The following is a 16,175-nucleotide window of genomic DNA, read 5'->3' on the forward strand; positions in this document are numbered from 1 at the left end:
AAGAGACGGAGCCAAGCCCGGAGCAGACAGGTTGCCCTTCGTCGTCGACGATCTCACCAAGGCGAGCCAGCGCCGCGCCGCCGATCCCCTGGCCTCGGCCTGGGTCTCCGCCAATGCGGGGGCGGGAAAGACCAAGGTTCTCACCGACCGCGTCGTGAGACTCCTGCTGAACGGCGCGCCGCCGGCACGCATCCTGTGTCTCACCTTCACCAAGGCCGCCGCCGCGAACATGTCGATCCGGGTGTTCCGCACCCTCGGGCGCTGGGTCACCCTCGACGATGCCGCCCTGACGGCCGAACTCACCGAACTGACCTGCAAACCGCCCGCCCGCCGTCTGCTGCAAGTGGCGCGGCGCCTGTTCGCCCGTGCCGTCGAAACGCCGGGCGGCCTCAAGATCGAGACCCTGCACGCCCTGTGCGAGCGTCTGCTGCACATGTTCCCGTTCGAGGCCAACGTCCCCGCCCGTTTCCAGGTGCTGGACGAGAACCAGGCCTCCGACATGTTCGCTGCCGAGACCGACAGGGTGCTCGCCCTGGCGATGACGGCGAGGAACCCCGAACTCCGTGCGGCCTGGGACCGCGTCGGGCCGGAGGCCACGGGCGACACCCTGCGCTCGGTCCTGCGCGCGGCGATGCGGGCGCGCTCCCTGTTCGACGGATCCGACGGGCTCGCCGCGCCGGTCGCAGCCTTGTCCGAGGCCCTGGGCCTCCGCGCCGCCGACACCGCGGAAGCGATCCTGGAACGGATGCTCACCGGAGGGCTCGACCAGTGGAGCGAGCTGGCGCAGCGCCTGCGCACGGGAAAATCCACCGATGAGGGGCTGGCCGACAAGCTCGTGGCCGCCGAGGCGGCGAAGGACCCCACTGAGAAGCTCGATCTCTACCGTTCGGTCTTCTTCACCGAGAAGGGGACGCCCAAAGCCGACAAGAGCCTCGGCACCAAGGATGTCCCCGCCGAGGTCAAGGAGGCCCTTCTCGCCGAGCGTGACAGGCTCGACCCGCTCTTCGATACGCTCCGCGCGGCGCGGGCGCTGGAGCGGACACAGGCCCTGTTCGTCCTGGCCTCGGAGATCCACCGCCGGGTGGAGAGCCAGAAGGCGCGGCTCGGCGCCCTCGATTTCGACGACCTCATCCACAAGGCCCTCGATCTGCTCTCGCGGGTCGATGCGACCTGGGTCCTGTACAAGCTCGATCGCGGCATCGATCACGTCCTCGTGGACGAGGCGCAGGACACCAACCCGCGCCAATGGGATATCCTGCGCCGCATCACCGCCGATTTCGCCAGCGGCGAGGGAGCCCGCGAGGTTCTTCGCACCCGTTTCGCGGTGGGTGACCCCAAGCAATCGATCTACAGTTTCCAGGGCGCCGAACCGCGCGAGTTCTCGACCGTGCATCGCGAATGGCGGACGGCCTCCGAGCAGGCCGGTCTGCCCTTCGAGGACGTGACGCTGAACCTGTCGTTCCGCTCGACGAAGGGCATCCTCCGCGCGGTGGACGCCACCTTCGCCGTGCCCGAGCATTACCAGGGCCTGTCCTTCGACGATGCCGCCGTGGGCACCACGCATGAGACGGCCCGGCGGGAGGCGCCGGGGGTGGTGGAGATCTGGCCCGTCGAAGTGCCCGCCGAGGAAGAGGAGCCCGATGCCTGGGCGGCACCGGTGGACGCGCCAGAGGCCAACGCGCCGTCCATCGTCACCGCCCGCCGGGTGGCGCGGGCGGTGAAGGCCTGGACCACGACCGGGGACGAGGGCGGCCGCGTCTGGCGTCCCGGGGACGTGCTCATCCTGGTGCGCAAGCGCTCAGCGGCGTTCGAGGAGGTGATCCGCGCCCTGAAGCTCTGCGGTGTGCCCGTGGCGGGCCAGGACCGCCTGGACATCACCGCCCATATCGCGGTGAACGACCTCGTCTCCATCGGCCGGGCGGGGCTGCTGCCGGCCGACGATCTCACCCTGGCCGGCGCCCTGAAGACGCCGCTGGTCGGGCTCGACGACGACGACCTCGTTCGCATCGCCACCGGCCGCGAGGAGGCGGAGACGCTCGAGGATGCCCTGGCCCGCCACGCCGAAGCGGGCGATCCGGCCGCGAGACGCGGGCATGCGGCCCTCACATTGTGGATCGACCTGGCGGCCCGGCACGGGCCGTTCGGGTTCTACGCGAGCCTGCTCGGGCCGCATGAAGGGCGGATGCGGCTGGTATCCCGCCTCGGTGGCGAGGCAGGGGATGCCATCGACGTGTTCCTGATGAAGGCGGCCGAGGCCGAGCAGGCCTCCGAGGCTCCGTCCCTCGATTGCTTCCTCACCCGTTACGACATCACTCCGGGGCGCGGCGTCAACGGCCTCACCGTCAAGCGCGACCTCGAATCCGGTCGCAACGAGGTCCGGGTGATGACGATTCACGGCGCCAAGGGGCTCGAAGCACCCGTCGTGGTGATGATCGACGGATGCGAGCCGCTCGGGCGCAACGATCCGCAACTCCTCGCCATGCCGGGCGTGCGCGGCCAAGCCCTGCCGCCGGTCTGGGCCGGGTCGAAGTCGCAGGATACGCAGGCCGTCGCCGCCGCCCGGGCGGAGCATCAGGCCCGTGCCCGCGAGGAGCACAACCGTCTCCTCTATGTGGCCCTGACCCGCGCCGCGGACCGCCTCACCATCGCGCCCTATCGCGGCCACGAGGAGCAGGGCGAGAATGCCTGGTGCGAGATGGTGCGGAAGGGGTTGGAACAGGTCCTGGGGGCAGGCGAATCCATCGAGACCAGCTACGGCCCCGCGCACCTCTGGCGCGAGGGCACAGCGGAACCCGTCGCCGCCCGGTCCTCTGCGGGTGACGAGGCGATCTCGTCGATTCCCCCATGGTTGCGACAAGTGGCGCGCAGCGAGGTCGAGGTCGCGCCACCGCTCAATCCCTCCGGCGCGCTCGGAGCGGCGGATGGGCAGCGCACGCTGCCGCGTCGGCAGGCGAACCCGCATGCCCGCCGCCGCGGTATCCTCATTCACTCGCTGATCGAACACCTTCCCCGCCTCGATCGGCATCAGCGCGCGAGTGCTGCCTCCGCCTTCGTCAAGGCTCGGGCGCCGTCCCTCTCGGTGGCGGAACAGGAAAGGTTGGTGACGGACGTCCTGCGACTGGTGGAGGATCCTGCCTTGGAGGCACTCTTCGCCAGCGATGCGAGGGCTGAAGTCGCGGTCTCGGGACGCGTCAGCGTCGGCGGCGAAGAGCGGGCGGTCTTCGGACGGATCGACCGCCTGAGCATCCGCCCCGACAGGATCGTGCTCGCGGATTTCAAGACGAGCCGGCCCCCGCCTGATCGCGCCCCGGTTCCGGGCGACGAGGCGGCGCAGGTCGCGCTCTATGTGGCACTCCTACGGGACATCTATCCAGGACGTCCCGTCGAGGCGCTGCTGGTCTGGACCTCGGGGCCGGTCATCCGCCATCTCGGCGAGCCCACCATTTCGGCGGCGCTCGCCTCGCTGTCGAATCGTCCGGCTCAGCCCGGCATCAAGGCGTGAGCTTGAGGATCTGTCCGTCCGGGCCGTCCGTCACGGCATAGACCGACCCATCGCTGGCGACCTTCACGTCGCGGATACGGTGATCGAGGGGGATGCGCTCCTCGGTCACCACCTTGTCGCCGTCGAGCTTCAAGGCGACGATGCCGCCGCTCACCAAGCCGCCGACGAGGAAGGCATCCTTCCAGGCCGGGAACAGGGTGCCGTTATAGAGTGCCATCCCGGACGGGCCGATGACCGGATCCCAGTAATAGACCGGCTGGACGGTGCCGCCCGCCTGGGTCTTACCTTCGCCGATCTTCTCGCCGCTATACTCGATGCCGTAGGTCACTTCCGGCCAGCCGTAATTCAATCCGGGCCGGGGACGATTGAGCTCGTCGCCGCCGCGCGGCCCGTGTTCGACGGTCCAGAGGCGTCCCTGCCCATCCAGGGCCGCGGACTGCACGTTGCGGTGCCCGTAGGACCAGATTTCGGGCTTGGCCTTCTCACCACCCGTGAACGGGTTGTCCTTCGGCGCATTGCCGTCGGTGTCGATACGGAAGACCTTGCCGAGGCCGCTAGTGAGGTCCTGGGCCTGGACGCGCGGTCCCTTGTCCGACCGCTCGCCGACGGTGACGAACAGCTTGCCGTCCGGCGCGAAGACGAGGCGGGAGCCGAAATGCTTGTCGCCCTCATAGGACGGCGTCTGGCGGAAGATGACCTTCAGGTCGTCGAGACGGCCGCCATCTTTCTCCTCGATCAGCTTGGCGCGGGCCACCGTCGTTCCGTTGCCCTTATCGCGCGGCTCGGAATAGCTGAAATAGATGAGACGGTCGGAGACGAAGCTCGGGCTCAGCGCCACGTCGAGGAGACCGCCCTGGCCTCGCGCGTCCACCTTCGGAACGCCGGCGATGGGCTGGCCGAGCGTGCCGTCCTTGGCGACGATGCGCAGCTTGCCGGCCTTCTCCGTGACCAGCATGCGGCCATCCGGCAGGAACTCCATGGCCCAGGCGCTGTCGAGGCCCTTGGCGACGACGGCGCTCTGCACCTTGGTGGCCTCGAGGGGCTTCGGCGCACGGGTCTGATTGGGAAGCAGGGGCTTGTAGGTGGTGTTGGCGGGTTCCGTTTCGGCGGGCTCTCCCCCCTTGGCCTCGTGCTGGGGCGCCGCGAAGGACTCGCCTCCGATCCTCGGCTGAGGCGTTCCGGAATTGCCATCCTGGGCGAACGCACCGGTGCCGAGGCTCAGGGCGGCGAAGGAGGCAAGCAAGGTCGGAGAGATGCGCGTCACGTGGTGATATCCTCCATGGCCGGCTTTCAGGAAACCAGCTCTTGGCCTGTTGCGAAGCTCGATCGCCGGACGGCGGCCGAACTCATCTCGCACCGGCTTCATCGGGGCGTGCGTGATGGAACGCTCGCCTCAAGGATCGCCGATCACAGGGGGAGATGGGGCGAGGCGATGGCTTTGGCGAGGGGCAACGTGATTCATGCGCCCCACATCCCGCCGGGTCGAACATCGGTGGATGATGCATGCGGGAATCGGACGGCTGTCCCGCCTTGGGCATCTTACGCCTTGACCGTCCCGGTTCACGTCGCCAACTCTCGTTCTCAAGCTGGCGCAGGCAATGTCGCGCCGCCCGTGGAATGTGAAAGGGATCGTGATGGCGACGGTAAAAGTGACCGACGCGAGCTTCGAGCAGGACGTTCTCAAGTCCGTCGAGCCCGTGGTCGTGGATTTCTGGGCGGAATGGTGCGGCCCTTGCCGTCAGATCGGCCCGGCTCTCGAAGAAATCTCCGCTGACATGCAAGGCCGGGTGAAGATCGCCAAGGTCAATGTCGACGAGAATCCCGGCATTGCCGCCAAATATGGCATCCGCTCGATTCCGACACTTCTCATCTTCAAGGGCGGTGAGCTCGCGAGCCAGAAGGTCGGCGCGGCTCCAAAGGGCGATCTGTCCCGCTGGATCCAGGCCAGCGCCTGAGCGCACTCGCTAAGCTTTCGAGGAAAAGCCCGGCCGTTCATGGCCGGGCTTTTTTTATGTCCGGTGGAGCGCACCGGCTGGTGCCTGCCGTGGTTCGGAAACGAAAAAACCCGGCCATAAAGGCCGGGCTTCTCCGTTTCGAGACCTGTGTCGACGTTGCGACGTATCGGCTTAGTACGAGCCGAACTTGTAGTTCAGACCGGCGCGGACGACGGCGAACTCGGTCTCACGAGCCGAGGGGCTGAGCGCCAGCACGTTCGTAGCCGGGTTGTAGACGGAGCGGGCGCCGCGGCCATCCTGCTCGAGGTTCACGTAGAGACCTTCGACCTTCAGCGTCACGGCCGAAGAGCGGAAGAAGTTCAGGAACGAGTCGGTGGGGAGAGCGTACTCGATACCACCACCAGCGGTGTAGCCGGTGCGGAAGTCGTCGCCGCCAGCGCCGCCGTCGCCGTAGGCGAAGCCGCCGGTGCCGTAGAACAGGACGCGGTCGAAGGCGTAACCGACGCGGCCGCGAACGGTACCGAAGAAGTTCATCTCGCTACCGGGGGTCCGGACAGCGGCGCCATCAGCAGCACCCGGGGTGCCGGTGAAGTTTACAGCCGTACCGGGGAACAGACGCGAACGGTTGCTGAAATCGGTGTACTGAGCGTCAGCTTCGAGACCGACGACCAGGCCCGAGCCCGGGGTGAACTGGTAGTTGTAGCCGACCTGACCACCGCCAACGAAACCTTCGCTGTTGTTGCCGTTGCCGACCGACAGAACACCATTGGTGGTGCCCGAGTTCAGCACGGAGCCGGCCGGGAGGTTGTAGCGGTTGCTGTCGCTACCGGCGTCGAAGCCGTAACCGGCGTTGATACCGAAGTAGAAGCCGGTCCAGGTGAACACCGGCACCGGCACGAAGACCGGCGGTGCAGCGCGACGCGGAAGGTCGGCGGCGGTGGCCGCAGCCGTGAGGGCCGTGAAGGCCGCGAAAGAGGTAAGAAGCTTTTTCATCGTTGATCCCCAGCGAGTTGCCCGATCCACAATCAAACTAGTCGATTTTGGGCAGCTGAGATGTAGCGCAGGAGCCACACCCAATGCCCGATGCCACAAGTGTGGCTGCTTCGGTGAAAAGCGGGGATCGTTTCGGGGCTTCGGCGCCAGACAATAAGGACAGACGTTGTCTCCGTCACGCCGCATCGGCGCCCGAGACTCTCGATCGCGGCGGTTGTCCAAGAAAAACGGTGTTTTAACCCTGTCGGAAGCTGGCGACGATCCCGCCGGAGGGTTCGCCAGACTTCGCAATCGCAATGAACGCCCGAGCCGGCGACGAATCCGCCGGCGCGATCAGGTCGGGGGCGTACCGTTGGCGGTCAGGACGTTGCCCGCGAGATAAAGCGAGCCGCAGATGAGGATGCGCGGCGGCTGCTCGAAGGCGAAGTCGGCGAGGCTTTCCAGGGCGGCCTCGACGCTGGAGGCCACATAGGCGGTGAGGCCGACATCGGCGGCGATCTGCGCCACCTCCTCGGCGGGGCGTGCCGCCATCTGACCTCCGATCGGGACCGCGATCAGACCACGCGCCAGCCCGACGAAGTTACGCAGGAATCCCTCCGCGTCCTTCGTGCCGAGCAGGCCTGCCACCAGGACCAGCGGCACGTCGCTGCGCTCGCCGAGATCTGCCATCGCTGTCGCGAGAATGCGGCCGCCGTCGATATTGTGGCCGCCGTCGAGCCAGAGTTCCGCGCCGGCCGGTGCCATGTCGGCGAGGCGGCCGCGGTTGAGGCGCTGCAAGCGTCCTGGCCACTCGACTTTGTTCAGACCGGTCTCGATGGCCTCGACGCCGATATCGCCGAATCCCGCGGCGCGCAGGGCGGCGATCGCCGTGGCGGCGTTGGTGAATTGGTGACGTCCGTTGAGCCGGGGCTGCGGCAGGTCGAACAGGTCGAGCTCGTCCTGGTAGACGATCCGACCGCGCTCGGCATGGACGGAGAAATCCTGGTTGCCGACCCGGATCGGCGTGGCGCCGATTTCTTCGGCGAAGCGGCAGAGGACCGAATCCGCTTCCTTGTAATCCTGGGCGGCGATGATCGCCGGGCAGCCGCGTTTGAAGATGCCCGCCTTCTCCGTCGCCACCGCCTCGACGGTATCGCCGAGATATTCCGCATGGTCGCGACCGATCGGGGTGACGACGGCCGCTGCCGGACGATCGATCACGTTGGTGGCGTCGACACGCCCGCCGAGGCCCACTTCGAGCAGGAGCACGTCCGCCGGAGCTTCCGAGAACAGGAGGAGGGCCGCGGCCGTGGTGATCTCGAACACCGTGATCGGTTCGCCGGCATTCGCGGCCTCGCAGCGTGCCAGGGCGTCGGCCAGCTGGTCCTCGGGCACGTAGCTGCCGCCGCCCACTGCGCCGATGCGGATACGCTCGTGGAATCGCACGAGATGCGGTGAGGTATAGACATGCGCGGCGAGACCGCCGGCTTCGAGGATCGCCCGCATGAAAGCGATGGTCGATCCCTTGCCGTTGGTGCCGGCCACATGAATGACCGGAGGCAGCTTGCGCTCAGGGTGTCCGAGCCGTTCGAGCAGGCGCTCGATCCGCCCGAGGGACAGATCGATCGTACGCGGATGAAGGGCCAGGAAGCGCGCCATCAGCGCGTCGGAAGAATCCATGGATCGGCTCGCCGTATCGCGCGTGGGCTCAAGCCGGTTCGGCAACGGCGCCCGCGCGCGCCGGTGTCGCCGCGGGCTGGTTCATCAGCAAACCGCAGAGCCGTGAGATCGTATCCTTCAGGGCATGCCGATGCACGACCTGATCGACCATTCCATGTTCCTGCAAATACTCGGCACGCTGGAAACCGTCGGGCAGTTTCTCTCGAATCGTCTGTTCGATGACGCGAGGCCCGGCAAAGCAGATCAGGGCGCCGGGTTCGGCGAGATGGACATCGCCGAGCATGGCATAGGAGGCGGTGACGCCCCCCGTGGTCGGGTTGGTGAGTACGACGATATAGGGAAGCTTCGCCCCCTTCAGCCGACGGACCGCCACCGTGGTGCGGGGCATCTGCATGAGCGAAAGGATGCCTTCCTGCATGCGCGCGCCGCCGGAGGCCGAAAACAGAATGTAGGGCGTGCGCTTGTCGAGGGCCGTCTCGGCGCCCCGCACGAAGGCTTCGCCCGCCGCCATGCCGAGGGAGCCGGCCATGAAGGCGAAGTCCTGCACGGCCAATGTCATCGGCAGGCCCGAGACCCGGCCGAAGCCGATCTTGAAGGCGTCCGGCATCCCGGTCTTCGCGCGGGCATCCTTCAGGCGGTCGGCGTAGCGCTTCTCGTCGCGGAACTTCAGCGGGTCCGTCGCCACTTCCGGCAGCGGCACGTCGATCCAGGTGCCCTCGTCGAACATCATCTTGAGGCGCGCTTGCGCGCTCATCTTCAGATGGTGCTCGGAGCCCGGGATGACCCAATGGTTCCCCTCGACTTCCTTATGGAACACCATCTGCCCGCTATCGGGGCATTTGACCCACAGGTTCTCTGGGGTCTCGCGCTTGAACAGGGTCTTGATCTTGGGGCGCACGACCTCCGAGATCCAGTTCATGGGTTCAACCATCGTCGACTGACCATTCTTGAGGGAAGGGGTCTCGGATGAGCCGGAGACCGGCTCGCGGAATTATCGGTCCGGGGCAGCGCTCAGGCGGAACGCCCGCGCACGCCCTCGGCCAGTTCGCGCACGAGGGCGCTCACCGCTCCGGCGGCGTCCCGGCCATCCACGACGGCCCGGTGGACCACATCGACCAGAGCCGACCCGACGACCACCCCGTCCGCGCCCTTGGCGATCTCGGCCGCTTGCACGCCCGTCCGAACACCGAAGCCGACCACGACGGGCAACTCCGTATGATTGCGGATACGGCCCACCGCCTCGGCCACCCGGCCGAAATCCGGTGTCGCCGTGCCGGTGATTCCGTTGATCGACACGTAATAGACGAAGCCGGCCGTGTTCGCGAGGACGGCGGGAAGGCGGCGCTCATCCGTGGTGGGCGTCGCCAGCCGAATGAAGGCCAGGCCCTTCGCCAGAGCCGGCAGACAGAGCTCGTCATCCTCTTCGGGAGGAAGGTCGACGACGATCAGCCCGTCGAGGCCCGCAGCGACCGCATCGTCGAGAAAGCGGTCGACGCCGTAGGCGTGGATCGGGTTGTAGTATCCCATCAGGATGACCGGCGTGGCGGTGTTGCCTTCGCGGAAACGACGGACGAGGCCGAGGGTCTTGACCAGGTCCTGTCCACCCTTCAGGGCGCGCAAGGCCGCCGCCTGGATGGCCGGACCATCGGCCATCGGATCGGTGAAGGGGAGCCCGAACTCGACGATGTCGGCGCCGGCCTCCGGCAGCGCCTGAAGCACCTTCAAGGAGGTCTCGGCATCGGGATCGCCCGCCATCACGTAGGTCACCAAGGCGGCGCGCTTCTCCGCGCGGCAGCGGGCGAAGGTGGCCTCGATACGGGTCGGCATGGAGCCGGAGGCGTCCGGGTGCGAAGAAGTCTCTGACAGCGAAAGGGTCATGGTGCCTGCGTCTCGCGGGCTACCCTCGGGGGAGGGGCGGCCCAGGAACAAGCCGTCGCGCCTACACCATCGCGGCCTGCCCGTGAAGCGCGACGCGTCGAGCCGGCCGGCATCCGATGCGTCCACGACGTCGCCGATGCGGATCGGGCGATGCTCCGTTTCGCGGCAAGAAAGCCTTAAGCTCCTTTCGAAAGCCGTCCTTCAATCTCACATGCGATCAAGGGGGTATGCGAGGGACCGGAATGGAGCGAGAGCGGGACGGTGGGCAACGATGCCCCGCTGCACCATGTCCGGGCCGGCGGCGATCCGCCCACGCTTCCGGACGGAGAGGTCGATGATCGCGCCGGAGGTCGTTCTCGTCCTGATCCCGCTGGCGGCCATCGCCGCGATTTACGCGGCTGCTCGCGCGCGGCGGCAACCGGCCGCGGACACGACCGAGATCGAGCGGCTTCAGGATAGCATCTGGCGGATCTCGGAAAGCGAGGAGCGCTACCGCGCCCTCGTTGAGGCGACCACCGACGTCATCGTCCAGCGGGACGCGCAGGGGCGCATCACATTCGCCAATGACGGATTCGGGCGTCTCTTCGGTGTGGAGCCTCTGACGTTGCTCGGCTCGACGGCCGAACTCGAGATCCTGGAGCAGGGAGTCCGCCAGCAGCATCCCGACGGCGTCACCCGCGTGGAGATGCAGGTCCGCCCCGTCGACGGCATTCCACGCTGGTTCTCCTTCATCGAGACGCGCGTCACCGGCGTCGGCGGTCGCACGCAATGGCTGCGGGCGGGCTCCGACATCACCGAGCGGATCGAGTCCGCCCGCTCCCTCGATGAAGCGCTCCATCGGGCCGAGGCGGCCAATGTCGCCAAGTCGCGCTTCCTCGCCACCGTGAGCCACGAAATCCGAACGCCGCTCAACGGGATCCTCGGCATGGCCGATCTCGTCCTCGATACCGGCCTCGATGCCGAGCAGCGGACCTATGTGGAGGCGGTGCGGACGTCGGGCCGGGCCCTGCTGACGCTCATCGACGGCATCCTGGATTTCTCGCGGATCGAGGCAGGACGCCTCGACCTGTCGGCGGAGCCTTTCGATCTCCGTGCCGTGGTGGAGGGCGTGGTGGAGCTCCTCGCCCCCCGCGCGCAGGACAAGGGTATCGAGATCGCCATCGACGTGGCGGACGACGTCCCTATCGAATTCATCGGGGATGCTGACCGCATCCGGCAGATCGTGGTCAATCTCGCCGGCAACGCGATCAAGTTCACCAATCAGGGCGGGGTCGGCGTCACGATACGGTGGGCCGCCCCCGACATCGTCCTGGCGGTCTCGGATACGGGATCGGGCATTCCCGAGGCTCGCATCCCCGCTCTGTTCGAGGAGTTCGAGCAGGGCGACAACAGCGCCAGCACCCGCCATGAGGGAACCGGCCTCGGCCTCGCCATCACCCGCCGCCTCGTCACGCGGATGGGTGGTCGAATCGATGCGCATTCCGTCATCGGCCGTGGCAGTACCTTCACCGTGCACCTGCCCCTTCCCGTCGGCGCCGTGGCGGATGGTGAACCATCGGCGGTGTCGCTGCAGGGCCGCAAGATCCTGATCGTCGCCGATTCGCCCTATCAGGCTCCGTTCCTCGCAAGGCGGCTGTCCCGGTCCGGCGCGTCGGCGGTGGTGGTGGCGAATGTCGAGGCCGGGCTCGATACCCTGTCCGGCGTCCCCTTCGACGCGGTGATCGCCGACCGTGCGCTGGGCGACGAGAACGTGCGCAGGCTCGCGGCGGAGGCGAAGCGACGGGGCGTGCGCTGCAGCCTCATCCTGCTCTCCCCCTTCGACCGGCGCGAGTTCGGTGCGCCGGGAGCGGCCGGCTTCGACAGCTATCTGATCAAGCCGGTGCGGGCGCGCTCCCTGTTCGACAGGCTCCTCGTGCCGACCTCGTCCATCGAGCATCCGGGCTCGTCCATTTCGGGTCCCAGCGCTGAAGCGGAACCGACGGAAAACCCGCGCGCGGCCCCGCATATCCACGTGCTCCTCGCCGAGGACAATCCGATCAACGCACTCCTGGCCACGAGGGCACTGGAGCGGCTCGGCGCCACGGTCGTTCTGGCGCGGGACGGGTCCGAGGCGTTGGCCCGGCTCGATCATCCCGCATCCCGGTTCGACCTCGCTCTCATCGACATCCGCATGCCGGGGATCGACGGTCTGGAAACGGCGCGGCGCCTGCGGGCCAGCGAGGCCGAGCATGGTCGCGCTCCGCTTCGATTGGTGGCCCTCACCGCCAATACCGGCCGCGAGGACGAGCGGGCGGCACGCGAGGCGGGGTTCGACGAATTCCTGGCAAAACCCCTCGACCTCAAGGCCTTGCCCGCTCTCCTCGAACGCCGTTCCGCCGCGGCGGCCTGAGCGGCAATTCGCGTTGACAGCGCGCGGCGAGCAAGCGAACACGGGGCCATGCACGCACCCAACTCGCCTCCTCCCGATGCTTCGGCACCGTCGAACCGGGATGGTCTCGTGGCCTGGGCCGTGGCGGCAACGGTGGTGGTCACAATCCTGATCGGCACGTTCGCGCCTGCTTCGCACGGACGTTCCGGGCATGGTGCGGCGGCCATCGACGCATCCTGCGCCGAATGGAGCGACGGCTGCACAATCTGCCAGCGTTACGGCGAGGAGACGGCCTGCTCCCTTCCCGGCATCGCCTGCGTTCCGCAAGCAAAGCAGTGCCTGCGCCATTCCGGGGGATGAGCGAAGCGTCCGTGCCAGCCCGCCTTCGGTTCGCGCCGAGTCCCAACGGGCGGCTCCATCTCGGACACGCTTACTCGGCCCTGGTGAACGAGACATTCGCCGCGCGGCTCGGCGGTGACCTCTGCCTGCGGATCGAGGACATCGATCCGGTGCGCTCGCGCCCGGAACTGATCGCCGCCATCGAGGAGGATCTCGCCTGGCTCGGGATCGGGTTCAGCGGGGCCGTCCGGCGCCAGTCGGAGCATCTCCCGGCCTATCGGCATGCTCTGGAGAGCCTCCGCTCGCGCGGCCTCGTCTATCCCTGCTTCTGCTCCCGCGCCGCCGTGATCGAAGCCGCCGGATCTATACCGTCCCGCGATCCGGACGGGGCGCCCCTGTATCCCGGCACCTGCCGCGTCCTGTCTCACGAGGAACGGGCGGCCCGCCTCGCCGCTGGCCTGCCGCATGGCTGGCGGCTCGACATGGCGCAGGCTCTCACGCGGAGTCCCGGCCCGCATCGCTTTCGCTGTCTCGATGCCGCTCATGCCGAAACGAGCCATGTCGCCGATCCCGCCCGCTGGGGCGATGTGCTGATCGCACGCCGTGACGTCCCGACGAGCTATCACCTTTCGGTGGTGATCGATGACGCCGTCCAGGGGATCAGCCACGTGGTGCGCGGCGCGGACCTGTTCGCCTCCACCGATCTGCATGTCCTGCTGCAGGCTCTGCTCGGCTATGACGGCCCGGCCTATCACCACCACGCCCTCGTCCTCGGGCCGGACGGGATGAAGCTCGCCAAATCGCGCGGCTCGGAATCCCTCGGCGATCTGAGAGGGCAGGGCGTCACGCCGGCGGAGATACGCCGACGACTCGGTTTCGCGTGAGGCGAGGGCGCCTCATACCAAGTCTCACTGAACCCGACCCTTAAGTCAGGTTCAGTGAGGTCCGGCGGATGAAAGCTGCCGCGCCGTCGCGCGGGTAGACCTCGATGAGCCAGGCTCAGCGAGCTCTGGTATCAGCGCGTGGTCGTGCTCTGGGCCATGGCGGCGCCGGTGCGGGATTTCTGCATCGTGCCGTCGATCTGCTCGCGCTGGCGCGTGAACTCGGTGAGCATCCGCCCATCGAGCTCGCGTCCGCGCGGTACGCGGATCTTCATCGGGTCCACGAAATGGCCGTTGATGATGACCTCGTAATGCAGATGCGCACCGGTGGAGAGGCCGGTGGAGCCGACATAGCCGATCACCTGACCTTGGCGCACCTTGGCGCCCGACGTCACGCCCCGGGCGAAGCGGGACATGTGGTTATAGGTGGTGACGTAGCCGTTGATGTGCTGGAGCTCGACCCGTCGTCCGTAGCCGGAATCCCATTCCGCCTTGATGACGGTGCCGTTTCCGGCGGCGACGATAGGCGTGCCGATCGGATTGGCCCAGTCGACGCCGGTATGCAGCTTGGCATAGCCGAGGATCGGATGGCGACGGTAGCCGAAGCCCGACCGCATGATGCCGTCGGCGATGGGTTTGCGGATGAGGAACTTCTTCAGCGAGCGCCCCTGCTCGTCGAGATAATCGATGGAGCCGTCATCGGGCGATTGGAAACGATAGACCTTGCGGACCTCACCGCCGAGGTTGAGCGAAGCATAGAGCAGTTCCGGCCGGTCCAATGCGGCCTGACCGCCTTCCTCGTCATAGGTATAGAAGACGTCGAGACTGTCCCCGTTGGAGATCCGACGCTGGAAGTCGATGTCGTAGCTGAAAATCCGCACGAGATCTTCGACCGTCGCACGCGGCAGGTCGTGCCGTGCCGCCGTCTCGTAGAGGCTCTGGTAGAGGCGAGGGCCCGAACCGCCATTCTCATCCTCGTCGTCATCCCCGGATTCGGAGGCGACGGGAGCCTTGCGGGCCGACTTGTCCTCCACCGCCTGCGCCACGGAAACGAAAGCGCCGCGATCGTTGATGGCCGCCGTCGCCTCGACCCCGTTCTCGCCATAGAGGGTGACGCGGGTCACCTGCCGCGGATCGCCGGGTTTCGGGCCCGGTGCGATCTGGACGCGGAACTGTTGCCCCTCGGCCAGCTCGCCGACACGCGCCCGTCCGCCGAGCGCCGCCACGATGCCCTTGATCTGCTCGTCATTCGCCTGGCCCGTCGCCTTCAGCAAGGCTTCGAGCGTGTCGCCACGCTTGATCGCGAGGTCGCGATCTTCCACCAGCGGCGTCTCGCCCTGGCGCAGGCTGGTCTTGGCGAGATTGGTGACGTTCTCCGGCACCACCAGGACTTCGATGGATTTGAACGGGCTCGCATCGCCCGATGCCGGCGACATCCCTCCGAAATCCGGTGAGGCGATGCCCTGCTGTAGGGCCCGCGACAGCATCAGTTGCGGAGCGATGGGAAGCGCCGTGCGTCGCCCCGCCTCCGCCGCGAGGCGCTTCTCTTCCTCGACCTGCGCGGTGACGGCGTCGTCCCCGAGGGCGGGCGTGGACGCCTCGATCGGCATCGTCGTGAGATCCCGCTTGATCACGGTCACTTCCGCACCGGGGGCATCCGCTGCGCTCGGCTCGGATGCCCGTTCCAGCGGCTCGCTGGAGACGAACTTCATCGGGTCGAAGCGCGGCACTTCGGCCGAGAAGACACCCGTGGACATGGACAGCGCCGTCGAGATTCGGACGAAGGGGCGGACCTTGATGATCTCGCGCTCTCCGAGACGGACCGTCACCGGGGAGCGAAACGTCTGCTTGGCGGAGGCGATCATCAGGTTACGGACGAGGCGGTCGCCTTTCCGCGCGAGGTCGGCGGTATCGTCGCTGGGGGCCGGCCGAACGACGATCTCGGCATGTTCAGGTACTGCGGCGAAGGAAACGTCGCCCTGCAGCGACACGTAGATCGCCGCTCCGATCAGTCCGGCTCCGGTCAGCCCGGTCAGCGCGCTTGCGCAGAGCCAACGCAGGTTGACGTCCCGCCGGTCGATCCGCGTGGCATCCGTGACGAACAGATCGAGGGGAGCGTCGGTGGCCCGCCCCGGATGCGGTTGGCGCGGATCGGCGCTGCTCGTCGGAGCCCCGATTTTGAGCCGCCCGCGCCCCGCATGATTCCCTCGCAAGCGTATCTCTTCTTATCAGGAGGTCGGCCGACCCTCGTTCGACAAGGGACGGCGGGAAACGATCTGCGGCGGACGATATCCGCCAACGGTCGACATGTCGAAGTCGAGCATGTCGACATTGAGGCGTGGCGGGGAGAGCTCCTGTGCTCTTACGGGATCACGAGAGGGGAGGGCGCCGGAGTATGGAGCGGAAACCTCCCGGCAACCCGCCAGCCGACCGAGGCAGAAGGGCTTCATATGAAGGGAAGCGACTGGGCCGAGGTCGCTATGCGCCGAAATTACGCTTTGCCGACAAAGAGTTATGGTCCCTGGGTCATGGGATTGTCGCGAAAGTTTCAGTGTCCTGTCATTTTGGCATTGACGAGAGTGAGGGGTGGGTCTAGAAGC

At 67.3% G+C, this 16,175-nt stretch carries 11 protein-coding genes; 5 read left to right on the plus strand and 6 right to left on the minus strand.

Annotated elements, in window-relative coordinates; translation table 11 throughout:
- Nucleotides 1-31: 31 nt before the first annotated feature.
- On the plus strand, nt 32-3,502 hold the full coding sequence (gene addA / locus IPV08_RS19970) for a double-strand break repair helicase AddA (protein ID WP_207413161.1): 3,471 nt from the start codon (nt 32-34) through the stop codon (nt 3,500-3,502).
- Here the strand turns inward: addA and IPV08_RS19975 are convergent.
- Nucleotides 3,492-4,766 (minus strand): PQQ-dependent sugar dehydrogenase, encoded by a 1,275-nt coding sequence (locus tag IPV08_RS19975; protein WP_056429141.1) that lies wholly within the window; start codon nt 4,764-4,766, stop codon nt 3,492-3,494. The two genes, addA and IPV08_RS19975, sit on opposite strands and share 11 nt — an antisense overlap.
- A 370-nt stretch (nt 4,767-5,136) precedes the next feature.
- Here IPV08_RS19975 and trxA point away from each other — a divergent pair, with 370 nt between their 5' ends.
- Nucleotides 5,137-5,457: a thioredoxin gene (gene trxA / locus IPV08_RS19980; RefSeq protein ID WP_056429100.1), complete on the plus strand. Its 321-nt coding sequence runs from the start codon at nt 5,137-5,139 to the stop codon at nt 5,455-5,457.
- A 171-nt stretch (nt 5,458-5,628) separates the two neighbouring features.
- Here the strand turns inward: trxA and IPV08_RS19985 are convergent, their stop codons facing one another.
- From IPV08_RS19985 to trpA, 4 genes are all read right to left on the minus strand, one after another.
- A complete protein-coding gene (locus IPV08_RS19985; protein WP_207413162.1) occupies nt 5,629-6,450 on the minus strand; it encodes a porin family protein in 822 nt (273 codons plus the stop codon).
- A gap of 333 nt (nt 6,451-6,783) precedes the next feature.
- Nucleotides 6,784-8,109 carry a folylpolyglutamate synthase/dihydrofolate synthase family protein gene (locus tag IPV08_RS19990; RefSeq protein ID WP_056429106.1) on the minus strand — a complete coding sequence of 442 codons (1,326 nt, stop codon included), beginning with the start codon at nt 8,107-8,109 and terminating at the stop codon, nt 6,784-6,786.
- A gap of 28 nt (nt 8,110-8,137) precedes the next feature.
- Nucleotides 8,138-9,040 carry an acetyl-CoA carboxylase, carboxyltransferase subunit beta gene (gene accD / locus IPV08_RS19995; RefSeq protein WP_207413163.1) on the minus strand — a complete coding sequence of 301 codons (903 nt, stop codon included), beginning with the start codon at nt 9,038-9,040 and terminating at the stop codon, nt 8,138-8,140.
- Between the two features lie 80 nt (nt 9,041-9,120).
- A complete protein-coding gene (gene trpA / locus IPV08_RS20000) occupies nt 9,121-9,936 on the minus strand; it encodes a tryptophan synthase subunit alpha (protein ID WP_207413164.1) in 816 nt (271 codons plus the stop codon).
- Between the two features lie 385 nt (nt 9,937-10,321).
- Here trpA and IPV08_RS20005 point away from each other — a divergent pair, with 385 nt between their 5' ends.
- Genes IPV08_RS20005 through gluQRS form a run of 3 tightly spaced genes read left to right on the plus strand, consistent with a single transcriptional unit; the run spans nt 10,322 to nt 13,578 of the window.
- A complete protein-coding gene (locus IPV08_RS20005; RefSeq protein WP_207413165.1) occupies nt 10,322-12,376 on the plus strand; it encodes an ATP-binding protein in 2,055 nt (684 codons plus the stop codon).
- 48 nt (nt 12,377-12,424) lie between these two features.
- The gene (locus tag IPV08_RS20010) at nt 12,425-12,715 is read left to right on the plus strand and encodes a hypothetical protein (RefSeq protein WP_207413166.1); all 291 of its coding nucleotides are present in this window, start codon (nt 12,425-12,427) and stop codon (nt 12,713-12,715) included.
- Nucleotides 12,712-13,578, plus strand: coding sequence for a tRNA glutamyl-Q(34) synthetase GluQRS (gluQRS, locus tag IPV08_RS20015; RefSeq protein ID WP_207413167.1), 867 nt, complete (start codon nt 12,712-12,714; stop codon nt 13,576-13,578). The genes IPV08_RS20010 and gluQRS overlap by 4 nt, the downstream gene beginning before the upstream one ends.
- A gap of 131 nt (nt 13,579-13,709) precedes the next feature.
- Here the strand turns inward: gluQRS and IPV08_RS20020 are convergent, their stop codons facing one another.
- Nucleotides 13,710-15,788 carry a M23 family metallopeptidase gene (locus IPV08_RS20020; RefSeq protein ID WP_207413168.1) on the minus strand — a complete coding sequence of 693 codons (2,079 nt, stop codon included), beginning with the start codon at nt 15,786-15,788 and terminating at the stop codon, nt 13,710-13,712.
- Nucleotides 15,789-16,175: the final 387 nt, after the last annotated feature.

This window comes from Methylobacterium sp. SD274 (assembly GCF_017355285.1).
Taxonomy (GTDB): Bacteria; Pseudomonadota; Alphaproteobacteria; order Rhizobiales; family Beijerinckiaceae; genus Methylobacterium.

Bases quoted from the DNA above. Each gene is read 5' to 3' on its own strand.
- IPV08_RS20005 (WP_207413165.1), top strand. From the start codon at position 10,322: ATGATCGCGCCGGAGGTCGTTCTCGTCCTGATCCCGCTGGCGGCCATC.
- IPV08_RS20010 (WP_207413166.1), top strand. From the start codon at position 12,425: ATGCACGCACCCAACTCGCCTCCTCCCGATGCTTCGGCACCGTCGAAC.
- gluQRS (WP_207413167.1), top strand. From the start codon at position 12,712: ATGAGCGAAGCGTCCGTGCCAGCCCGCCTTCGGTTCGCGCCGAGTCCC.
- IPV08_RS19985 (WP_207413162.1), bottom strand. From the start codon at position 6,450: ATGAAAAAGCTTCTTACCTCTTTCGCGGCCTTCACGGCCCTCACGGCT.
- trxA (WP_056429100.1), top strand. From the start codon at position 5,137: ATGGCGACGGTAAAAGTGACCGACGCGAGCTTCGAGCAGGACGTTCTC.
- accD (WP_207413163.1), bottom strand. From the start codon at position 9,040: ATGGTTGAACCCATGAACTGGATCTCGGAGGTCGTGCGCCCCAAGATC.
- trpA (WP_207413164.1), bottom strand. From the start codon at position 9,936: ATGCCGACCCGTATCGAGGCCACCTTCGCCCGCTGCCGCGCGGAGAAG.
- IPV08_RS19990 (WP_056429106.1), bottom strand. From the start codon at position 8,109: ATGGATTCTTCCGACGCGCTGATGGCGCGCTTCCTGGCCCTTCATCCG.